The 19,244-nt window shown below is 69.0% G+C and carries 21 protein-coding genes; 13 read left to right on the top strand and 8 right to left on the bottom strand.

Going from position 1 to position 19,244, the window contains the following annotated elements; genetic code table 11:
* Window positions 1-56: 56 nt before the first annotated feature.
* The 3 genes from mobA to FB475_RS16580 are packed head-to-tail and all read left to right on the top strand — an operon-like array spanning window position 57 to window position 2,475.
* Window positions 57-596: a molybdenum cofactor guanylyltransferase gene (gene mobA / locus FB475_RS16590; protein ID WP_141856996.1), complete on the top strand. Its 540-nt coding sequence runs from the start codon at window positions 57-59 to the stop codon at window positions 594-596.
* A gap of 33 nt (window positions 597-629) precedes the next feature.
* Window positions 630-1,487, top strand: a complete 858-nt coding sequence (locus tag FB475_RS16585) for a phosphotransferase family protein (protein ID WP_141856994.1) — start codon at window positions 630-632, stop codon at window positions 1,485-1,487.
* Between the two features lie 10 nt (window positions 1,488-1,497).
* On the top strand, window positions 1,498-2,475 hold the full coding sequence (locus tag FB475_RS16580; protein ID WP_141856992.1) for an NAD(P)H-quinone oxidoreductase: 978 nt from the start codon (window positions 1,498-1,500) through the stop codon (window positions 2,473-2,475).
* A gap of 113 nt (window positions 2,476-2,588) precedes the next feature.
* On the opposite strand, the gene FB475_RS16575 is transcribed toward FB475_RS16580, so the two are convergent.
* The gene (locus FB475_RS16575; protein WP_141856990.1) at window positions 2,589-3,008 is read right to left on the bottom strand and encodes a VOC family protein; all 420 of its coding nucleotides are present in this window, start codon (window positions 3,006-3,008) and stop codon (window positions 2,589-2,591) included.
* Between the two features lie 73 nt (window positions 3,009-3,081).
* Here FB475_RS16575 and FB475_RS16570 point away from each other — a divergent pair, with 73 nt between their 5' ends.
* From FB475_RS16570 to FB475_RS16550, 5 genes are all read left to right on the top strand, one after another.
* The gene (locus FB475_RS16570) at window positions 3,082-3,654 is read left to right on the top strand and encodes a TetR/AcrR family transcriptional regulator (RefSeq protein WP_141856988.1); all 573 of its coding nucleotides are present in this window, start codon (window positions 3,082-3,084) and stop codon (window positions 3,652-3,654) included.
* Between the two features lie 33 nt (window positions 3,655-3,687).
* Window positions 3,688-4,260 (top strand): PadR family transcriptional regulator, encoded by a 573-nt coding sequence (locus tag FB475_RS16565; protein ID WP_141856986.1) that lies wholly within the window; start codon window positions 3,688-3,690, stop codon window positions 4,258-4,260.
* Window positions 4,257-4,973 carry an ABC transporter ATP-binding protein gene (locus FB475_RS16560; RefSeq protein WP_141856984.1) on the top strand — a complete coding sequence of 239 codons (717 nt, stop codon included), beginning with the start codon at window positions 4,257-4,259 and terminating at the stop codon, window positions 4,971-4,973. The genes FB475_RS16565 and FB475_RS16560 overlap by 4 nt, the downstream gene beginning before the upstream one ends.
* Before the next feature lie 186 nt (window positions 4,974-5,159).
* Complete coding sequence (locus tag FB475_RS16555) at window positions 5,160-5,690, top strand: CGNR zinc finger domain-containing protein (RefSeq protein ID WP_141856982.1); 531 nt, start codon at window positions 5,160-5,162, stop codon at window positions 5,688-5,690.
* Window positions 5,691-5,745: 55 nt separating this feature from the next.
* Window positions 5,746-6,354, top strand: coding sequence for a bacterial proteasome activator family protein (locus FB475_RS16550; protein ID WP_141856979.1), 609 nt, complete (start codon window positions 5,746-5,748; stop codon window positions 6,352-6,354).
* A gap of 7 nt (window positions 6,355-6,361) precedes the next feature.
* On the opposite strand, the gene FB475_RS16545 is transcribed toward FB475_RS16550, so the two are convergent.
* Window positions 6,362-7,162 (bottom strand): HAD family hydrolase, encoded by an 801-nt coding sequence (locus tag FB475_RS16545; protein WP_238332182.1) that lies wholly within the window; start codon window positions 7,160-7,162, stop codon window positions 6,362-6,364.
* A gap of 576 nt (window positions 7,163-7,738) precedes the next feature.
* Here FB475_RS16545 and FB475_RS16540 point away from each other — a divergent pair.
* On the top strand, window positions 7,739-8,287 hold the full coding sequence (locus FB475_RS16540; protein ID WP_141856975.1) for a WhiB family transcriptional regulator: 549 nt from the start codon (window positions 7,739-7,741) through the stop codon (window positions 8,285-8,287).
* Window positions 8,288-8,426: 139 nt separating this feature from the next.
* Here FB475_RS16540 and FB475_RS16535 read toward each other — a convergent pair whose 3' ends face one another.
* Complete coding sequence (locus FB475_RS16535; protein WP_141856974.1) at window positions 8,427-9,230, bottom strand: HAD family hydrolase; 804 nt, start codon at window positions 9,228-9,230, stop codon at window positions 8,427-8,429.
* Window positions 9,227-10,501 (bottom strand): serine--tRNA ligase, encoded by a 1,275-nt coding sequence (gene serS / locus FB475_RS16530; RefSeq protein ID WP_141856972.1) that lies wholly within the window; start codon window positions 10,499-10,501, stop codon window positions 9,227-9,229. The genes FB475_RS16535 and serS overlap by 4 nt, the downstream gene beginning before the upstream one ends.
* Before the next feature lie 47 nt (window positions 10,502-10,548).
* Here serS and FB475_RS16525 point away from each other — a divergent pair, with 47 nt between their 5' ends.
* Window positions 10,549-12,192: a bifunctional phosphatase PAP2/diacylglycerol kinase family protein gene (locus FB475_RS16525; RefSeq protein ID WP_238332181.1), complete on the top strand. Its 1,644-nt coding sequence runs from the start codon at window positions 10,549-10,551 to the stop codon at window positions 12,190-12,192.
* A gap of 132 nt (window positions 12,193-12,324) precedes the next feature.
* Here FB475_RS16525 and FB475_RS16520 read toward each other — a convergent pair whose 3' ends face one another.
* Window positions 12,325-13,308 (bottom strand): NADP-dependent oxidoreductase, encoded by a 984-nt coding sequence (locus FB475_RS16520; protein WP_141856970.1) that lies wholly within the window; start codon window positions 13,306-13,308, stop codon window positions 12,325-12,327.
* Between the two features lie 77 nt (window positions 13,309-13,385).
* Here FB475_RS16520 and FB475_RS16515 point away from each other — a divergent pair, with 77 nt between their 5' ends.
* The gene (locus FB475_RS16515) at window positions 13,386-13,967 is read left to right on the top strand and encodes a TetR/AcrR family transcriptional regulator (RefSeq protein WP_141856968.1); all 582 of its coding nucleotides are present in this window, start codon (window positions 13,386-13,388) and stop codon (window positions 13,965-13,967) included.
* Between the two features lie 29 nt (window positions 13,968-13,996).
* On the opposite strand, the gene FB475_RS16510 is transcribed toward FB475_RS16515, so the two are convergent.
* Window positions 13,997-14,482, bottom strand: a complete 486-nt coding sequence (locus FB475_RS16510) for a DUF4446 family protein (RefSeq protein WP_238332180.1) — start codon at window positions 14,480-14,482, stop codon at window positions 13,997-13,999.
* 112 nt (window positions 14,483-14,594) lie between these two features.
* Here FB475_RS16510 and larB point away from each other — a divergent pair, with 112 nt between their 5' ends.
* The gene (larB, locus tag FB475_RS16505) at window positions 14,595-15,311 is read left to right on the top strand and encodes a nickel pincer cofactor biosynthesis protein LarB (protein ID WP_141856966.1); all 717 of its coding nucleotides are present in this window, start codon (window positions 14,595-14,597) and stop codon (window positions 15,309-15,311) included.
* Window positions 15,311-16,819, top strand: coding sequence for a nickel pincer cofactor biosynthesis protein LarC (larC, locus tag FB475_RS16500; protein ID WP_141856964.1), 1,509 nt, complete (start codon window positions 15,311-15,313; stop codon window positions 16,817-16,819). The genes larB and larC overlap by 1 nt, the downstream gene beginning before the upstream one ends.
* On the opposite strand, the gene FB475_RS16495 is transcribed toward larC, so the two are convergent.
* Together FB475_RS16495 and FB475_RS16490 are read right to left on the bottom strand one after the other, a co-directional pair.
* The gene (locus FB475_RS16495; RefSeq protein ID WP_141856962.1) at window positions 16,816-18,363 is read right to left on the bottom strand and encodes an MptA/MptB family glycosyltransferase; all 1,548 of its coding nucleotides are present in this window, start codon (window positions 18,361-18,363) and stop codon (window positions 16,816-16,818) included. The genes larC and FB475_RS16495 overlap by 4 nt on opposite strands.
* On the bottom strand, window positions 18,360-19,175 hold the full coding sequence (locus FB475_RS16490; RefSeq protein ID WP_238332179.1) for a glycosyltransferase family 2 protein: 816 nt from the start codon (window positions 19,173-19,175) through the stop codon (window positions 18,360-18,362). The genes FB475_RS16495 and FB475_RS16490 overlap by 4 nt, the downstream gene beginning before the upstream one ends.
* Window positions 19,176-19,244: the final 69 nt, after the last annotated feature.

The raw sequence follows: 19,244 nt of genomic DNA, 5'->3' as shown, positions 1-19,244 counted from the left end.
GTCCATGGTGCCGTAAGAAGCCGACTCTTGAACGCCAAGCCTGGGAGACTGAAGAGGTGGAGTTCGACGCGGTGGTGTTGGCGGGGGGTGGGTCTACTCGGTTCGGAGGGGTGGACAAGGCGATGCTCGTGTTGGACGGGGTGTCGTTGTTGGATCGGGTGTTGAGTGCCACTGCGGGAGCTACGGAGACGGTGGTGGTGGGGGCGGTCCGGACGGCGTACCGGGAAGTGAAGTGGACTCTGGAGGAGCCGCCGGCGGGTGGGCCGGTGGCTGGGTTGGCGGCGGGGCTGGCGTACGGGACAGCGCCCGTGGTTGTGGTGGTCAGCTGCGACCTGCCCTGGATCACCGCGAAGGACGTAGACGGCCTCGTCACCAGCCTGGGCGACCACGACGGGTACGGGCTGCGCGACACCTCCGGCCAGGAGCAGCAGCTCGCCGCGGCATACCGCCGTACCGCCCTGGCCGACGCCATCGCACAAGTAGGCGACCCACGGGACAAGTCGGTACGCCGTACTCTCGCCGTCCTCGACCTCGCCTGGACCGCACCGACCCGAGCAGGCGACGACGTCGACACCTGGGCCGACCTCGACGACTGAAAACCACTGGACGGCGCCCGTAGGTTCAACAGCATGGACGTCGCGCAACTGGTCGAGGACGCACTCCACACGAAGGCCGGCACCACCACGCAACGCACAGGCGGTCAGCTGAGCACCGTGTACGAGGTGCAGACAGCGGACGGCCCTGTGATCGTGAAGGTCTACGCGCCGGAGTGGCGCTGGAAGCAGGCGAAGGAAGTCCACGTCTACGAAATGCTCGAGCCCGTGGCCAGTGGGTACGTCCCGCAGGTCCTGCACGTCGGCGACGGTGTCACGATGCTCAGCAAGCTCGACGGCGTACCGCTCTCCCAATCAGCACCGGCCGACTGGCGTACGACGTACGCGCAGCTCGGCGAACTGCTCCGGCGGATCCACAGCATCAGCCAACCGGAGTACGGCTACCTGACCGACCAGATCCTCGATCCGCTGCCGGACAACGACCAGTACATGCGCCGCCAGTTCGCCAAGAAGCTCCGCGAGTTCGCAGAGCTGGACGGAGACCCGGAGCTGCACGCCAAGATCGCAACGCACGTCGAGCAACACCAGCACCTGTTCGCGGACAACAAGTCCGCCGTCCTGTGCCACAACGACTTCCACGAGGGCAACATCCTCGTCGACCCGACGACCGGGGAGGTCAACGGCTTCATCGACGTCGAGAACGCGATCGCCGCCGACCCGCTGATCGACCTCGCGAAGACGATCCAGTACTCGGCCCACGACGATGCCGCCAAACTCGCGGGCCTGTACGACGGGTACGGCGCCGTGCCGCAGGACCGGATCGACCTGTACCGGCTGTACCACTCGCTCGAGCTATGGGACTGGTTCAAGTCGACAGGCGAGACCACTTACCTGGACAGCATCGCCGAGGACATGCAGCAGCTCGTCAAGTAGGTTGAACAGCATGCGAGCTGTGGTGTGCAACGGTGCCGGCGGGATCGACGTCCTCGGGATCGGCGAGATCCCGAACCCCGAACCAGCGGTCGACGAGGTCGTCATCGACGTCGTCGCCGCCGGTGTGAACCGTGCCGACCTGCTACAGCGCCAAGGTTTCTACCCGCCGCCGCCCGGCGCACCGGGCACGATCGGCCTCGAGGTGTCCGGCCGGATCGCCAAGGTGGGCGCCGAGGTCGAGGGCTGGTCGGTCGGCGACGAGTGCTGCGCGCTGCTGGCCGGCGGCGGGTACGCCGAGCAGGTCGTCGTACCGGCACCGCAGGTGATGCCGGTCCCGGACGGTCTCGACCTCGTCAGCGCGGCCGCACTGCCCGAGGTCGTGGCGACCGTCTGGTCCAACGTCTTCATGACCGCGCATCTCAAGGACGGCGAGACGCTGCTGGTGCATGGCGGCTCGTCCGGTATCGGCTCGATGGCGATCCAGCTCGGCGTCGCGCACGGCGCGCGGGTGCTGACCACGGTCGGCAGCACCGAGAAGATGGAGTTCTGCACCCGGCTCGGCGCGGACGTCGCGATCAACTACAAGGAAGCCGAGTGGGCGTCGGTGGTCAAGGAGGCCACGAAGGGTGCCGGCGCCGACGTGATCCTCGACATCATCGGCGCGAAGTACCTGAGCGACAACGTGAAGGCGCTCGCGTTCGACGGGCGGCTGGTCGTGATCGGCATGCAGGGCGGCAGCACCGGCGAACTGGATCTCGGCCGGCTGATGAGCCGCCGCGGCTCGATCGTCGCGACCGGTCTGCGGACCCGCTCGGTGGAGGACAAGGGCCGCATCCTCACCGAGGTCGTCGGCCACGTCTGGCCACTGATCGAGGCGAAGAAGGTCCGCCCGATCGTGCACTCCACCTTCCCGCTCGCCGAGGTCGCGAAGGCACACCAGACCCTCGAGCAATCCGCCCAGCTCGGTAAGGTCCTGCTCACCATCTGAGCGGACCCCCAACACTCACCAACGCCTGGCGGCGCCGCCGCCGCACGCTCAGCGTGCCGACGTCCGGGCCACTCGGGCGGACTTGGTGAGTGTTGGAGATCCGCTCCGGCGGGTCATGGGGCCGTCGGCAGGTTGGCCGCGGCCCAATCCGGGTCGGGTTCGACCAGTTGGATGACGTCGATCCAGGTGCCGGCCGGGTCGCGGACGAAGAAGTGCCGTTGACCGAACGGCTCGGTCACGGGCTCGCCTTCGAGCTGTACGCCGCCTTCGCGGAGCGCGTCGGCGACCTTGTCGGCGTCGTCCACGACGAAGCCGAACACGTTGCCGGTCTCGGTCAGTGCCGACACGGCCGCCGGGATCGTCGGATGCCCGCGCTCCGCGATCGCCAGCTCCCAGTCCGCCGTACCGCGGCGAACCGTGATGAACCACCCCAGATCGATCCCGATCTGCAGGTCGAGGTACTGCGTGTAGAAGGCGGCGACCTCCGCGGGCCGGTCGGTGACCACGGTGGCGCCGAATACTGCCGGTTGCATACTCGCTCCTAATCACTACAGCTGTTGTTATTGAGTACGACAGTTGTAGTGGAAGTCCTGCTAGGCTGTCAACATGCCCCGGAACGCGGAACGCCGTACCAAACTCGCCGACGCCGGCCTCGACGTGCTCGCCACCGAGGGCGCCCGCGGCCTGACCCACCGCGCCGTCGACGCGGCCGCCGGACTGCCGGCCGGGACGGCGTCCAACTACTTCAAGACCCGCGACGCGCTGCTCGGCGCGCTCGGTGAGCGAATCTTCGAGCGCCTGGCCCCCGCCGAGGCCGCCCTCGAACCGCTGGCAGAACGCGAGCTGGGCATCGAGCTCGCGATCGACTACGTGCACTACATCGTCAAGCGCCTGCTCGACCGCCCCGAACTCACCCTCGCCCTGTTCGAGCTCCGCCTCGAGGCCGCGCGGCGGCCCGGCCTGCACGAGATCCTCTCGCGCACCCTGCGTCAGGGCTTCGACGCCGACGTCGCCTTCAACGCGAACGCCGGGCTGCCGGGCGGCGCCGAGGAGATCCGGCTGCTGCACTTCGCGATCGACGGGCTGATGCTCGACCAACTCACTCCGGGCACCGGACGCCCGTACGACGTGGAGGCGATCACGGCCCGCCTCGTCCGCCGACTGCACGCGGCGGATTGACGCACGCATACCGGGTATGCATACTCAGTATCCATGTCGATCAAGCACGGATTGCTCGCGCTGCTCCAGGACGGGCCGAAGTACGGCTATCAGCTCCGGGGTGAGTTCGAAGCCGCCACCGGGGCGACCTGGCCGCTGAACATCGGGCAGGTCTACACGACGCTGACCCGCCTCGAGCGCGACGGGCTGGTCCGGGCCGCGTCCCACGAGGGTGACGGCCGGTCGATGTACGAGATCACCGACGCCGGGCGCACCGAGCTGGCGAAGTGGTTCGAGACGCCGGTGACCCGTGAGTCGCGGCCCCGGGACGAGCTCGCGATCAAGCTCGCGCTCGCCCTCGCCGTACCGGGCGTCGACGTCAGCGCGGTCGTGCAGCGCCAGCGGATGTCGACGATGCAGTCGCTGCAGGAGCTGACCCGATTGAAGCGGAACAGCGCCCAGGGCGAGATCTCCTGGCAGCTCGTGATCGAGTCGATGATCTTCGGCGCCGAGGCCGAGATCCGCTGGCTCGACCACTGCGAGGCGATGCTCCTACGCCACCGCGGCACCCAACGGGCCGAGCCCCAGAACTATCAGGTTCCGGACCAGCAGGAGGCCCGCTCGTGATTCTCGACATCCGTCACCTGACCCGCACCCACGGCGAGGGCGAGCGGGCCGTACATGCCTTGCGCGGCGTGGATCTGTGCGTCGCGGCCGGTGAACTGGTCGCCGTGATGGGACCGTCCGGTTCCGGCAAGTCGACGTTGCTCACCTGCGCGGGTGGCCTCGACCGGCCGAGCAGCGGCGAAGTACTTGTCGAAGGCAACGACCTGGCAACGCTCAGTACGAACGCGGTCGCCGCGCTCCGCCGGCGCCGGATCGGCTACGTCTTCCAGGACTTCAACCTGATCCCGGCGCTGACCGCCGCCGAGAACGTCGCGCTCCCACTGGAGCTCGACGGCACCCGCAGCCGGAGCGCCCGCAAGTACGCGATCGCCGCGCTGGAGGAGGTAGGCATCGGAGAACTCGCGGACCGGTTTCCCGACGACATGTCCGGTGGCCAACGGCAACGAGTCGCGATCGCCAGAGCGATCGTCGGTGAGCGCCGTCTGTTACTCGCGGACGAGCCGACCGGGGCGCTCGACTCGGAGACCGGCGAAGCCGTACTGCGGTTGCTCCGCGACCGTTGCGACCAGCACGGAATCGGCGGCGTACTCGTCACGCACGACGCCCGCCACGCCGCCTGGGCGGACCGCGTCGTCTACCTACGCGACGGCGTACTCGTCGGACAAGCAGGCCCGCTCACGGACGCCGACGCCCTCCTGCAGGACAGTCACTGACAGGCCGGATCCAGTACCGCGAGCTCGGGGTACGCGACGGGGTACGGCGGTGTGCAGGCGATGCGCCATTGGCCGCAGGCGCATTGCTGGTATACCACCAGCCCCTCGCTGACCTGGTGACTCGAAACAGGGCGCCAGCGATGCCGGTGGGTATCGGTCATGCACCCATCGTGATGTAATGGCATTATGCATCTCAACCCTTACGGCGCGGACGCGGTGCTGCTCGCCGTGAACCTGGCCACCCGCCCGGCGAACACGCCGGAGGAGCTGGCGGCACGCTGCGAGGAGAGCGGTGTCGAGAACCGGCTCGTCCGCGCGCGCAGCGTGACCGAGGAGGACCTCGCGACCGTGCGTACGGCGCTCGACGAGTGGTTGCAGGTCGTCGACGCCACCGACGAACAAACCCGCGTCGACCTGGTGAACGCGATGCTCGCCAAGTACACCGAGCATCCCCGCCTCACGAACCACGCCGGTGACGGCTGGCACATGCATTACCGGCCGGCCAATGTTCCGGTCGGCCGGCTGGTCGCGACCCTGATCAGCACCGGTACGGCGTTGCACCTGGCCGGCCGCGGTGTCACCCGGCTCGGCCGGTGCGCGACGGACGGCTGCGACAACGTGTACGCCGACCTCTCCCGCACCGGTCGCCAGCGCTACTGCAGTCCCGCCTGCGCCAACCGCGACGCCGTACGCCGGCACCGCGCTCGCGCTTCCTAGGTTCGCGGCCGGGTACCGTCCTGGGCCCGTGAGCGCCGCGAACTAGGATGGGGCAATGACCGAGAGCAGCAGCGAAGGCCAGACAGTTCCGATGGCCGGGGCGCGCACCGAGGACGGCAAGGTGCTGATCGTCGGGCCGGACGGCATGGCCGTCGAGGGACCGCCGCGCTCCGACAGCAACGACGACGACCGCGACGACGAACCGCGCTCGGTCACCGAGCTGGTGGAGCAACCGGCCAAGGTGATGCGGGTCGCGAACATGATCCGGCAGCTCCTCGAAGAGGTGAAGTCGGCGCCGCTGGACGAGGCCTCCCGGGCCCGGCTGCGGTCGATCCACGAGGCCTCGATCAAGGAGCTGGAGAGCGGCCTGGCGCCGGAGCTGGTCGAGGAGCTGGAGCGACTCAGCCTCGACTTCACCGACGACAGCACGCCGACCGACGCCGAACTGCGGATCGCGCAGGCACAGCTGGTGGGCTGGCTCGAAGGCCTGTTCCACGGCATCCAGACGGCGTTGTTCGCACAGCAGATGGCCGCCCGCCAGCAGTTGGAGCAGATGCGCCGCGCCCTCCCGGGCGGTCAGCAGCTGCCGGCCGACGGGCAGTTCCCCGCCGCACCACAGGCGAGTGAGACCAACGGCCCGGGCAGCGGCGGGATGTACCTGTAGAAACGCCTTAGTTCAAAGGCTGGAAGAACTCCTCGAGGACGGCGGCGACGCCGTCCTCGTCGTTTGCCGGCGCGATCCGGTCGACGACCGCGAGGACGTCGGGGTGCGCGTTCGCGACGCCGTACGACGTGCCGGCCCAGGCGAGCATCGGGAGATCGTTGACCGAGTCACCGAAGGCGATCGTCTCGTCCGCCGAGATCCCTTGACTGGCGGCGAAATCGGCCAGCATCGCGGCCTTGCTCACCCCGCTCGCGGCGATCTCCACCAAACCGTGACCTCCGCTGTGACTGGCCGAGACTCGTTGGCCCACCAAAGGATTCACCAAGGCGAGCAGGTCGTCGGAGTGCAGACTCGGGTGCCGCACCAACAGTTTCGCGGCCGGTTCGGCGAGCAGTACGTCGACGTTCGCGACCAACGTGTCGTCGGGTTTCGGCCACCGATTGAGGTAGACCGGTTCCTGTCCGTAGCGGTCCGGTCGCTCGATCGCGAACTGTACGTCCGGGATCGCGGCCCGGATCGCCCGCGCCACCTCGAGCGCGACGGTCGGGTCGATCAACCGGGTGCGGATCGCCTTACGCCGCAGGACGTCGTACAGAATGGCGCCGTTGGCAACAATCGCGACTCCGTGGTCGCCGACCAGGTACGACAGGTCGTGCAGCCAGCGAGGTGGCCGGGCGGTGACCATCACGAAAACACTTCCCGCGGCCTGCGCCGCGAGCACCGCGGCGCGGGTGCGTTCGGACACCGTGCCGTCGCTGCGGACGAGCGTTCCGTCGAGATCGGTGGCTATCAGGCGGGGTGCACTCACGAGGCAACCGTAACGTTCGACGACCCCGTCGCGCATTACCCTTCCGAGTGCCTTGGGCGCAAGCGATCGTCAATCGGATTCAAGTCTTTTTGACTTATCTCGTTGAGCTTTTGACAACGTCATCAGACCGTTACGGCAGGATGCTGCAAAGGCAGCAAGTTCCCCTGCGCCACAGGGTTGGCGCATGATTCCATGCCTAGGTCTGGTGGGGAACCGGGGGCTGTTCGGCCGCGTCGTATGCGTGTTCTGGATCAGCGCGACTGATGCCGCCCCACCTCCGGAAGCACACACAAACGCCGAAGAACTGTTGTGGAATTGGCTGCAACCAAAACCGCGGCAGCGGCGTCAAGAGTTATGGATCGGTGCGTCCCACGCCCGGGACGACAGGGTGGGCCGGCAACAAAGTGCGGGTCCACCGGTTAGTGGAGCCGTGCGAACGAACGTCGTTCACCGTTTGTTCACTCGGGTCTTGATACTTGGGGAGCCTTGATGACCGTCAACAGCGCCAATCTAGCGGGGCCGGGGGGCAGAAGCTCTCGAGCGGCTGTCGACACATCTTCCACCAGGGAAGGGGCAATGACCGGCTGTATCGCCCGTCCCGAAGTCTTTCAGCACCGGCTGATGGAAGAGCCGCCGCCCGCGTCCGCAACCCGCCGTACCCGTGAGCGGTACGAACAGCTCGTCCGTGAGGCGAAGGCGCTGTGCGCCTCCTGCCCGCTGTTCACCGACTGCCTGTACAGCGCGGTCGCGGAGCACGACGTGAGCGGTTTCGTCGCCGGAACGACTGCCGCACAACGGCGTTCGATCCGCAACCTGCTCGACGTCGAGGTGCAGGCCGACGACTTCGACCAGCTTGCCGGCGCGCGGGGGACGCGCCGGCCGGTGAGCCACGAAGAAGTCCTGCGGCTGCGCACCCAGTACCCGAACGACAGCCTCGAGTCGCTGGCGATGCGCCTCGGCTGCTCGTTGTCGACGGTGAAGCGGCACCTGCGGCGCGCCCGGCGCGGTCAGAGCCCGGCCGCGAAGACGCCGCGGCCGCGTCCTGAGGTCAGTGCGGTGCTGGACGCGTTCGACACCGTCGTCGAGCAGCACCAGGGCCGGCGAGGCGGCACGCGAGTCGCCTGATCCGATACTCGGCCCGCCAGCGGACTATCGGTTCTGTCAGTTCTATCAGTGGGAAGGGCCCGGAAACCCTGTGAGAACAGGGGTTCCGGGCCTTTTTCTTGTCAACTGTCAAGGTATTCGGTTGTCGCCGAAAGGGGTTCTAGAACCAGCGGTTGAGAGTGGCCGCCGCGCCGTCGTCCTGGACCGATTTCGTCACCTCGTCCGCGGCCACCTTCACCTCGTCCGGCGCGGAGCCCATCGCGACCCCGAAACCGGCGTAGTTGAGCATCTCGATGTCGTTGCGTCCGTCACCGATCGCCAACAGCCCGGACGGGTCCAGGCCGAGCTGGGCGAGCGCGACCTTCAGCCCGGTCGACTTGTCCACACCTTCCGGCGCGATGTCGAGCCAGGCCGTCCAGCCGACGAAGTAGCTGACCCCGTGCAGGCCGAGGCGTTCCGCCAGGTTGACGAAGTCACTCTCGGACTGGTCCGGGTCCCGGATGATCAACCGGGTCACGGGTTGCGGCGCGAGCTCCGCGTCGCTGACCACCCGGATCCTCGCGTTCGCGCCCAGGTCGCCGTCCGGGAACGGAGCGGTGACCAGGTAGCTGCCGTCCGCATCCTCGACGGCCATCCGGGCGTTCGGCGCGTACCGGCGTACCGACCGGATCACCGTCGTCGGGTCGAAGGTGCGCTCGTCGACGACCGCGCCGTCGGGGTAACGGATCGTGCGCGCACCGTTGCTGCAGACAACGAATCCGCCGGCCGGCAGCCGGAGCCGCTGGGCGATCGGCGCGGTCGTCGACCAGGCGCGACCGGTGGCCAGCACGACCGGAACCTGCTCGGCGGTCCGCCGGACCGCGTCGAGGACTGCCGGCGACAGGCCGTCGTCGTGGTCGAGCAGGGTTCCGTCGATGTCCAGGGCAACTACTGTCGGCGGCCCGAAATCTTGCGCTCCGGTCATCGAGCGACCGGTTCGAGGACCTCACGACCACCGACGTACGGCTGCAGAGCGGTCGGCACCCGGACCGAGCCGTCGGCCAGCTGGTGCGTCTCGAGAATCGCGACGATCCAGCGGGTCGTGGCCAGCGTGCCGTTCAGCGTCGCGACCGGCTGCGTCTTGCCGTCCGCGTCCCGGTGCCGGATGTTCAGCCGCCGGGCCTGGAAGTCCGTGCAGTTCGACGTCGAGGTCAGCTCGCGGTACCGGCCCTGGGTCGGCACCCACGCCTCGCAGTCGAACTTCCGGTACGCCGAGATGCCGAGGTCGCCGGTGGCGGTGTCGATCACCCGGTAGCTCAGCTCCATCTTGTCGAGCATCTCCTTCTCCCACGCCAGCAGCCGCAGGTGCTCGGCGGCCGCCTCCTCGAGCGTGCAGTAGGAGAACATCTCGACCTTGTCGAACTGGTGGACGCGGATGATCCCGCGGGTGTCCTTCCCGTGCGACCCGGCTTCCTTGCGGTAGCAGGACGACCAGCCGGCGTACCGGATCGGGCCGTTGGTGAGGTCGAGGATCTCGTCCATGTGGTAGCCGGCCAGCGCGACCTCCGACGTACCGGTCAGGTAGAGCTCGGGGTCCGCGAGCCGGTACACGTCGTCGTGCGCGGACAGGTACCCGGTGCCGCCCATCACCTCGGGCTTGACCAGGGTCGGCGTGATCATCGGGGTGAAGCCGGCCTCGACCGCCTGCTGGATCGCCAGCTGCAGCATGCCGAGCTGGAGCAGCATCCCGACGCCCTTGAGGAAGTAGAACCTGCTGCCGGAGATCTTCGCGCCGCGCTCCATGTCGATCGCGCCGAGCAGCTCGCCCAGCTCGAGATGGTCGCGGGGCTCGAACCCCTCGGCGGCGAAGTCGCGCGGCTTGCCGACCTCCTCGATCACGACGTAGTCGTCCTCGCCACCGACCGGGGCCTCGTCGGAGACCAGGTTGGGTAGCGCGGCGGCGAGTGCGTCGTACCGATCGGCGGCCTCGTTCGCGGCGGCCTCGTTGGCCTTCACCTCGGCGGCCAGGGTCTTGGTGCGCTCCAGCAGCGCGGTCCGCTCGTCGCCCTTGGCCTGCGCGACCTGCTTGCCGAGCGACTTCTGCTCGGCCCGGAGTGCCTCGAAGGCGGAGATGGACGATCGACGCTCACTGTCGGCGACCAGGATCTGGTCCACCACCTCGGTACTCTCGCCACGCTTGGTCAAGGCGGCGCGTACGACATCGGGGTTCTCACGGAGCAGTTTCGCGTCAATCACACCCTGAGGGTATCGGGGCGTGTCATTGGCGGCGAAGTCTATTCGGGATGATGGGGTGGCGACACGTCATCATCGAGGGGGATCTGAGCGGGCCGATGAACCACCACCCACCCAGTACCGCGGTCGGCCGTGCGCTCACGGTCGTCCTGGGTGTGATGCCGTTCGCGGTGCTGACGGTGCTGGTGTTCGAGCACTGGGCCCCGCTGGCGCGGTGGGACCAGTCGGTGGCGGCGCGGGCCGCGACGTACGGCGCCGCGCACGAGGGGCTCATCGACTTCTGGCAGGTCGTCGGCGCGGTCGTACTGCCCTGGACGTCGCGGGCGGTGATTGCGATCGTCGCGGCGTACCTCTGGCATCGACGGGCGCGGCTGCTGACGTTCTGGCTGCTCACGTCGGCGGCGGCGGAGCTGGTGCTGGTCCAGGTGGTGAAGGCTGTGTTCGAGCGGCCACGACCTGTGCCGATGCTGGGAGAGGCCAGCGGGTTCTCGTACGTGTCAGGGCATGCCGCGGCGGCGTTCGTGATGGCGGGGGCGCTCGGCGTCGTACTGCCGTCGGTACGGGGCTGGCGGCGGCGGTTCCGGTTGCTCGTGCTGTTGCCGGTGATCGCGGTGGTGTGGATCGCGTCCGCGGACCGGATCGCGCTGAACGTGCACTACGTGTCCGACGTCCTCGGCGGCTGGGCGCTCGGTCTGGCGATTCTGACCGCGACGTCGATCGGGTTCGGGCTGCGGCCGGGGTTGCGGCGTCGGCGTCGGCGTACCGCGGTCGAGAGTGACGGTACGACGGCACCGCCGCGGGCGGCGGTCATCGTGAACCCGATCAAGGTCGGGGACGGAGTGGCGTTCCGGCGGAAGGTGACCCGTGCGCTCGCGGTCCGTGGGTACGAGGACCCGCTCTGGCTGGAGACCCGCGAGGACGACGCCGGCAATGCGATGGCGAAGGCGGCGATCGAGTACGCGTCGGATCTGGTGCTCGTGGCGGGTGGCGACGGTACGGTCCGGGTGGTGTGCTCGGCGCTCGCGCACACCGGGATCCCGGTCGGCGTGATCCCCGCCGGTACCGGGAACCTGCTGGCGCGGAACCTGCACATCCCGCTCGACCTCGACGACGCGCTGGAGCGCATCCTCGAAGGCCGTGACCGGCGGATCGACCTGGTCGGCGTACACGGTGACGACCTCGACAACGACCGGTACGCCGTGATGGCCGGGCTCGGTCTGGATGCCGCGATCATCTCCGGCGCCCCGCCTCATCTGAAGAAGCAGATCGGCTGGACCGCGTACCTGGTGTCGGCCGCGAAGAACGTGAACCACCCGTCGGTCCGGGTCCAGATCACCATCGACGAGGCCGAACCGATCGAACGCCGCGTCCGCACGGTCGTCGTCGGCAACGTCGGCATGCTCCAGGCCAACATCCCGCTGCTCCCCGACGCCCGCCCCGACGACGGCCTCCTCGACGTCGTCGTGATCGCCCCGCGCCGCGTCACCCAGTGGCCGATCGTCCTCTGGCGCCTGATGACCCGCACCAACCGCAGCGACATGTACCTGGAACGCTTCACCGGCCACCGAGTGGAAATCCACGCCGCCGTAGACGTCCAACGCCAACTGGACGGCGACCCCATCGGCCCCGGCCGCTACCTGATCACCGAAATAGAACCCGGCGCCCTCACCGCAAGAGTCCCCAAACGCAGGTAGAAGAGCTCAAAGAGACCTGTGATACACCCTCGCGGCCCCGCCCAACTCCGTCGCCGCGTACTCCCCGCCCCCACCCACCCCCCGCACCGCGACCGACCGCCCAAACCCGAGCGACCCGCGGTGTTTGGTTCCTCACTGGTCCCTGGGCCGCCCTTGCTGGAGGTCGATGACGATCTTTCCGTGGACGTGTCGTGCCGCCTGGAGTTCGACCGCGGTGCGGATCTGTTCGATCGGGAAGGTGGACGCGATCGGTACGCGGAGGCGGCCCGCGGCCGCGAGATCGGCGATTTCCCCGAGTGCGCCCTCGGGGGCGGTGGCGCCGTTGGCGGGGGTTATCCCGTCGAGCTGGGCTGCGATGGTGGTGATGCGCTCGTCCGGTACGCCGAGTTCGCGTGCCGCCTGTGCAGTGTCCGTGCCGTGGAGGTCCATGACCGCATTGACGCCGGCGGGAGCCAGCGCATGTACGCGATCCACAAGACCGTCGCCGTAGACGACCGGCTCGGCCCCCAGTGCCCGCAGCGCGTCGGCCGAGCTTGGCGAGCCTGTCCCGATCACTCGCGCGCCCGCGAGACGAGCGAGTTGGACGGCGAACACACCTACGCCCCCTGCCGCCCCGCCGATCAGCACCGTCTCACCCGCTCGCGGCGTGACCACGGCAAGAGCCGCGGCTGCCGTTCGGCCGGCGATGGTCAGCGTGGCAGCGGTGCGATCGTCGACCCCGTCAGGCGTACGGTGCACTTCGCCGCCCGCCACGATGGTTCCCATGTCATCCACGACCACGTAGTCGGCGACGGCGCGGGACAGGGCACCGCCGAACACCCGATCACCCGGCACGAAATCGCTCACACCGTCACCGACCTGATCCACGACTCCGGCGTAGTCGGTGCCGAAACCACAGGGCAGGCTCAAGCCGAAGCGCGCCGCAGTCTGCGCATCGGAGGTCATGAACCAGTCCATCGGGTTCAGTCCGGCCGCGGTGACTCGTACGCGAAGCTGCCCCGGGCCGGCCTGCGGTACGGGCACCTCGCGGACGCTCAGGGCCTCAGGTCCGCCGAACTGCTCGAACTGAACCGCCCGGCCGCTGATCGCCGGCGTACCGACACTGGGTTCTTTCATGAGGTCTCCGGTCGCGAGAGTAAACGGATTATGCTCCGGTTAGCATCCAAACTAGCATAAGTGGAGCGTGATCCGTTTTGACCGCCGCAGAACGCCGCCGACCGCGGGCGGACGCGACTCGTAACCGCGAACAGCTCCTCGGCGTTGCGACCCGGCTGTTCGCGGCGGCCGACCACGAGCCCTCGATGCGCGCGATCGCCAACGAAGCTGGCGTCGGCATTGCCACGCTCTACCGGCACTTCCCCACCCGCGAGTCGCTGGTCGACGCGGTCTACCGCGACCAGGTCTCGCGGCTGACCGCCGGCGCCGGGGAGCTACTCGCCCAACTCGACCCTGCCGCGGCGCTACGGCGCTGGATGGATCTCTTCGGCGAATGGATCGCGACCAAGAACGGGATGCTCGACACGCTGCTCGCGATGATCGAAGCAGGCGAGATCGCCCACGCCGACACCCGCACCGAGCTCCTCGGAGCCATCGACAGCATCCTCGAAGCCGGCCGCACGACCGGCGGAATCCGGGCCGATGTCACCGCGGACGACATCGCAGCCGGCCTGATCGGCATCTTCACCGTGGCCGGCTCACCCCGTCACAAACCGCTGGCGGCCCGCCTCCTGAACCTGTTGATGGACGGCCTCCACCCGTGCAAGGGCGACCACTGAGCGAAGGGGAGTGCGCGGGTCTACAACAGTCAGTCGACGGTGGGGCCGGCTTCTTTGGCGAGGGTTTCTATTGCTTCTTCCTCTTCGGGGGAGAGTTTGGACTCGCTCTTGAAGGCCTTGATTTCTTTGGCGTACGTGCGGGCGTCGGCGCGGCTGTTGATCGACGTCAGGACGACGCCGTCGCCGTGGTCGTCGAGGAGGGCGAGGGACCAGGAGAGCTTGCCGCCGGTGTCGCCGAAGGCGTCGTACCGGACGATCGCGAGGTGTTGCAGCGTTTCCTTGACCTCGCCGCGGGTGACTTCCAGCTCCTTGCCGAGCCGGCGGAGTTCCGCCTTCACCGTGCCGGGCTTGGCTTCCGGCAGGACGGGCTGCGGTTCCGGTTCGGGGAGCGGGGCAGGGGTGGTCTTCTCGACCGGGACCGTGCGCGCCCGGAGGGCCTGGATCGCGAACACCAGGGCAAGCACCGCCACGAACAGGGCGGCGACCCCGAAGGCACCGGCTAACGTCGAAGACACAGAACTAGAGCCTAAGGCATCCCCTGCTGTGCCTGAGTGTTCAGGTGATCGCACAGCGTGTGCGGTCCGGGTGGGTGCGGCACCGCAGGCTCCGGCAACGTAGATTCACGGCGTGACACATTTGCCTGATCAGGGCCCGGTACCGGGCATTCACGACCTCGGGTACGCCCGGCTCGACACCGACCGGTTGGAGCGTACCGGCGACGCGGAAGTCGTGTACGGCGCGGGCAAGACGCCGTCTCAGGTCGTGGAACTGCTCCGCACGTTGCACGCCACCCACCCCGGTCACGCCGTACTCGCGACCCGGTTGACCGACGAGGCGCAGGCGGCGGTGACCGCCGAACTGCCGGAGGCTGTGGTCGACCCCGTCGGACGTACGGCGGTCCTCGGCGAGCCGCCGACGCAGAGCGGGACGGTGGCGGTCGTGGCCGCTGGTACGTCGGATGCGCCGGTCGCGGCCGAGGCGGCGACGACGGCTCGGGTGTTCGGCGCCGGGGTGGAGGTGATCACGGATGTGGGTGTCGCCGGGCTGCACCGGATCCTCGGTGTCCGCGAACGGCTCGCCGCGGCGGACTGCCTGATTGTGGTCGCCGGGATGGAGGGCGCGCTGCCGAGCGTCGTCGGCGGGCTGGTCGGCGTACCGCTGGTCGCAGTGCCGACGTCGGTCGGGTACGGCGCTTCGTTCGGCGGGCTGGCGGCGCTGCTCGGGATGCTGAACTCGTGCGCGCCGGGCGTGACGGTCGTGAACATCGACAACGGGTTCGGTGCCGGGGTGTTCGCGGCGCGGGTGGCGCGTCAGTCCGTTCCGCGCGAAACCAAGGACGCCTGATGCGCACAGCCTGGCTCGACTGCTCCGCCGGAGCCTCCGGCGACATGCTCCTCGGCGCTTTCATCTCCGCCGGCGCCGACATCAACTACATCAACACCGCGGTAGCCGCCGTAGACCCGTCCCTCTCGGTCACAGTCACCCAAACCGCCCGCCACCAGATCGCCGCCACCAAAGCCACCGTCGAGGTCAACGGCACGCCGCATCCAGAAAACATCCCGGATGCAGGGCATGGCCATGGGCACGGCCACGGGCATGGGCACGCCGGCGAACCGGCCGACGGCGCGCACGGCGCAGCCGGGGCAAGCGGCGCGGACGGCGGGGGCGACGCGCACGTCGTGGACGGCGGGGGCGACGCGCACGTCGCGGACGGCGGGGGCGACGCGCACGTCGCGGACGGGGCGCACGGCATGGACGGCGTGGACGGGGGAGGCGGCGGAGGCGGCGCGGACGGCGCAGGCGGGGCAGGCGGGGCAGGCGGGGCAGGCGGGGAGCAAGGGATTGGTCAACCGGCCGAGGCGGTTCACTCGCATGACGGGCCGACGCGGGCTTGGGGTGAGGTGCGGCGGTTGCTCGAGGAGGCGGCGCTCGACGAAGCGGTGCGGGCGCGGGCGTTGGATACGTTCGGGCGGTTGGCTCGGGCTGAGGCGGCTGCGCATGGAGTCGAGCCGGACACCGTGCACTTTCACGAGGTCGGTGCGTTGGACGCGATCGCGGACATCGTGGGTGTCGCGGCGGCGGTCGAGTCGCTGGGTTTGGACCGGGTTGTGGTGTCGACGATCGTGCTCGGCGGTGGGAAGCAGGTACGTGGGCAGCACGGTGGGGTTCCGATCCCGGGGCCGGCTGTGTTGAACCTGTTGACCGAGGCGGGCGCACCGGTCGTCGGCGGCACGGCGCCGTACGAGATGACGACTCCGACCGGCGCCGCGCTGCTCGCCTCGCTCGCGGACGAGTACGGGATGCTGCCGCCGATGCGCATCGAGCAGACCGGTGTCGGCGCCGGCGGGCGCGATCCGGTCGAGGTACCGAACATCCTCCGCGTGGTCGTCGGCGAAGCGCTCGAGCAGTCGTCGACCGAACTCGTCTACGAGACCAACGTCGACGACCTCGACCCGCGGATCTGGCCGCAGGTGCTGGCCCGGTTGATGGAGGCCGGAGCGGCCGATGCGTGGCTGACCCCGATCCTGATGAAGAAGGGTCGCCCGGCCCACACTCTCTCGGTGCTGGTCGGCGGCGCGAACGCCGAGGAGGTCCGCTCGGTGATCCTGGCCGAGACGTCCGCGATCGGGTTGCGTGAGTTCGGCATCCGCAAACACGCGGCCGACCGCGAGTTCGCGACCGTCGAGGTCGACGGCCAGCGCATCCACGTCAAGATCGCCCGGTACGGCGGTCAGGTCGTCAACGTCCAGCCCGAGTACGACGACGTCGCCGCGGCCGCCGCCGTACTGAAGAAGCCGGTCAAGACCGTGCTGGCGAAGGCGGTCGCGGCCGGTCACGAGCTCTGGAGCTAGCGCGCCTCCGCGGCCTGTTCCGGTAGCGGCTTCTGCTTGCGCCGGGGCCAGTCGTACGGCCACCACTGGGCGCCGTTGCGGCGCGCCCAGACGATGATGCCGATCAGTACCGCCGCCTCGATCGCCGGACACAAGGTGTCCCGCAGGCGCGCGCTGAGGAACTCCAAGGAGTCCGACAGGCTGGCCGCGACCTGCCGCGCGTGCGGGTCGCGGCCCGGGACGTACGCGATCGCGAGCATCGTCGTACGGACGACCATCAAGGCGTCGACCTTCGACGCGGCGACCGCGGCCAGGGCCGCCCAGGCGATCACGTCGTACCAGGGCAACGAGTACATCGCGGTCAGCGACCAGGCGATCGCGTAGATCGCGGTGTACCGGATGGCGGCCGGGGTCGGGTCGTCGGGATGCGTTTGCGGCACCAACGACTTCGGAAGCACCTGGGACAGCAGGATCGCGACCACGACCAGCCCGACCCAGGCGAGGATCGCGATGAACGTCCGGACCAGTCCGTTCGGCAGGAACAGCGTGAAGAAGCTGAGCAGCACCTTGTGCGGCGTGCCGGTGGAGATGAACGACGTCTGCGACCGCGCCTGCTGGAACGCCTGCAGGCCGACGATCGCGTACAGCCCGCCCATCGCGACCGCGCCGGCGCCGCAGAAGTACAGGCACTTGCGGCGATCGGCACGCAGCGCCCACAGCATCGCCACACCGACCAGGCCGATCGACAGCTTGGTACACCCCGCGACGCCGATCATCAGCCCGGCCAGGATCACATGCCGGCGGAACAGCCACAGCGCGAGGACCGCGAACATCACCGCGATCGAGTCGTTGTGCGCACCGGCCAGCACCGCCCACAGCAGCAGTGGGTTCGCGAGGCTGAGCATGATCACGCGGCGCTTGGCCGAGAGGTCCTTGCCGACCAGCTTCACCAGCACCAGACCGGTGACGACCAGGCTGATCGCGACGGACAGCTGCAGCATCCAGACCGTGAGCTGCGCGGAGTCACCACCGATCAGCGACGACAGCCACTGCACCCAGGTCGCGATCGGGCCGTACACACTGCGCGCGCCTTGCCACGGCCGCTCGGTCGCCGCGATCACCGGGTCGTACCCGAGCCGGATGGTGTCCGCCGGCGAGGCCGAGTACGGGTCGCCGCCGAAGGACATGATCCGCCCGTACGCCGCATAGATCAGCACATCACCCGAAGCCATTGGCGGCACCAACGTGATGGCAGCCGTCGTACCGATGCCGAGGGCAATCAATCGGTCGACGCGAGGCGCCCAGCCGTGCCGCAACGCCTTGGTGGCAAGGTAAACGCCGTACCCGCCGAGGGCGATCGCGACGTAGATCAGCACCGAGACGAGCCAGTCGTTCGGCTTGGTGTTGAACCAGTACGACGGGAGCCACGGATGCCGGCCGGTCAGCGTGAGCACCACCACGGACGGCCCGAGCAGGCCGACCGCGACGATCAGCGCCGTACAGGCGAGGTAAAGAACGACTGCGCGGCGACCGTACTTGTTCCCGAGCTCGAGATCAGCGCTCATTGCGTGGTCTTTCGCGGAAACCGGCTGCTCCCCCCACCGTCCGCGGGCAGCGCACTGCGGGCGGAGAGCGCGCGCCGGACGTGCAGGTACTGCTTCGCGCGGTGCAACTGCCCGCGCAGATCCGTCCCGGTCGCCCGGTGCCGGACGTCGATCGGCACCTCGACGATCCGGAAGCCCTTCCGCCCCAGGTCGATCGTCAGCGCGGTCTCCACCCCGAAGCCGGCGGCCAGCGGTACGGCGGAGTCGAACGCGGCGCGGGTCAGGCAGCGCTGCCCGGACAACGGCTGCTCCGGCGCCCACCCGATCGCCTCCTGGATCCCGGCGCGCGACAGTCGCACGACGAACCCGTGGCCGCCGGCCTTGGACCCGTCGGCGCGCACCTGGGCCGGCAGCGTGCCGATCGTCATGTCGGCGCGACCGGTCTGCACCGGCTCCATCAGCGGACCGGCTCCGGCCGCGGTGTCGGTGAGGTCGGCGTCCAGGAACAGCAGGTGCCGCGGGCGGGCCCCGTCGCGCTCGGCCACCGCCGCCGCGCCGGTCTCCATCGCGGCGGCCTTGCCCCGGTTCTTCTCATGCCGTACGACGACGGCGCCGGCCTGCTCGGCGGCTTCCGCGGTCCGGTCCGTGGAGCCGTCGTCGACGACCACGACCAGGTCGACGCCGATGATCTTGTGCACCGCGTCGACGGTCGCCGCGATCCGCTCGGCTTCGTCCTTGGCCGGGATCACGCAGGCGACCGCACGCTCGAACGGCTCGGTGGACACGTTCTCGTCGGAGTCGGGCCCAGGGTCGGGCAGATCATCAGCGGACACAGCACCGCAGCCTAGTTCCTCGGCAGCCGATCGTCGGAGTCAGTATCGGCTGCCCGGGGATTTCTCGTT

The sequence above is a fragment of the Kribbella jejuensis genome (assembly GCF_006715085.1).
GTDB lineage: Bacteria > Actinomycetota > Actinomycetes > Propionibacteriales > Kribbellaceae > Kribbella > Kribbella jejuensis.
The sequence above is the reverse complement of the archived record's forward strand: the minus strand, read 5'-3'. Positions and strand labels throughout refer to the sequence as shown.

Coding starts and splice junctions, on each gene's coding strand:
- larC (WP_141856964.1), top strand. CDS start 15,311: ATGCGCACAGCCTGGCTCGACTGCTCCGCCGGAGCCTCCGGCGACATG.
- FB475_RS16575 (WP_141856990.1), bottom strand. CDS start 3,008: ATGCAACCGGCAGTATTCGGCGCCACCGTGGTCACCGACCGGCCCGCG.
- FB475_RS16570 (WP_141856988.1), top strand. CDS start 3,082: ATGCCCCGGAACGCGGAACGCCGTACCAAACTCGCCGACGCCGGCCTC.
- FB475_RS16525 (WP_238332181.1), top strand. CDS start 10,549: ATGATGGGGTGGCGACACGTCATCATCGAGGGGGATCTGAGCGGGCCG.
- FB475_RS16540 (WP_141856975.1), top strand. CDS start 7,739: ATGACCGGCTGTATCGCCCGTCCCGAAGTCTTTCAGCACCGGCTGATG.
- FB475_RS16580 (WP_141856992.1), top strand. CDS start 1,498: ATGCGAGCTGTGGTGTGCAACGGTGCCGGCGGGATCGACGTCCTCGGG.
- FB475_RS16585 (WP_141856994.1), top strand. CDS start 630: ATGGACGTCGCGCAACTGGTCGAGGACGCACTCCACACGAAGGCCGGC.
- FB475_RS16555 (WP_141856982.1), top strand. CDS start 5,160: ATGCATCTCAACCCTTACGGCGCGGACGCGGTGCTGCTCGCCGTGAAC.
- FB475_RS16495 (WP_141856962.1), bottom strand. CDS start 18,363: ATGAGCGCTGATCTCGAGCTCGGGAACAAGTACGGTCGCCGCGCAGTC.
- FB475_RS16520 (WP_141856970.1), bottom strand. CDS start 13,308: ATGAAAGAACCCAGTGTCGGTACGCCGGCGATCAGCGGCCGGGCGGTT.
- FB475_RS16535 (WP_141856974.1), bottom strand. CDS start 9,230: ATGACCGGAGCGCAAGATTTCGGGCCGCCGACAGTAGTTGCCCTGGAC.
- FB475_RS16550 (WP_141856979.1), top strand. CDS start 5,746: ATGACCGAGAGCAGCAGCGAAGGCCAGACAGTTCCGATGGCCGGGGCG.
- FB475_RS16565 (WP_141856986.1), top strand. CDS start 3,688: ATGTCGATCAAGCACGGATTGCTCGCGCTGCTCCAGGACGGGCCGAAG.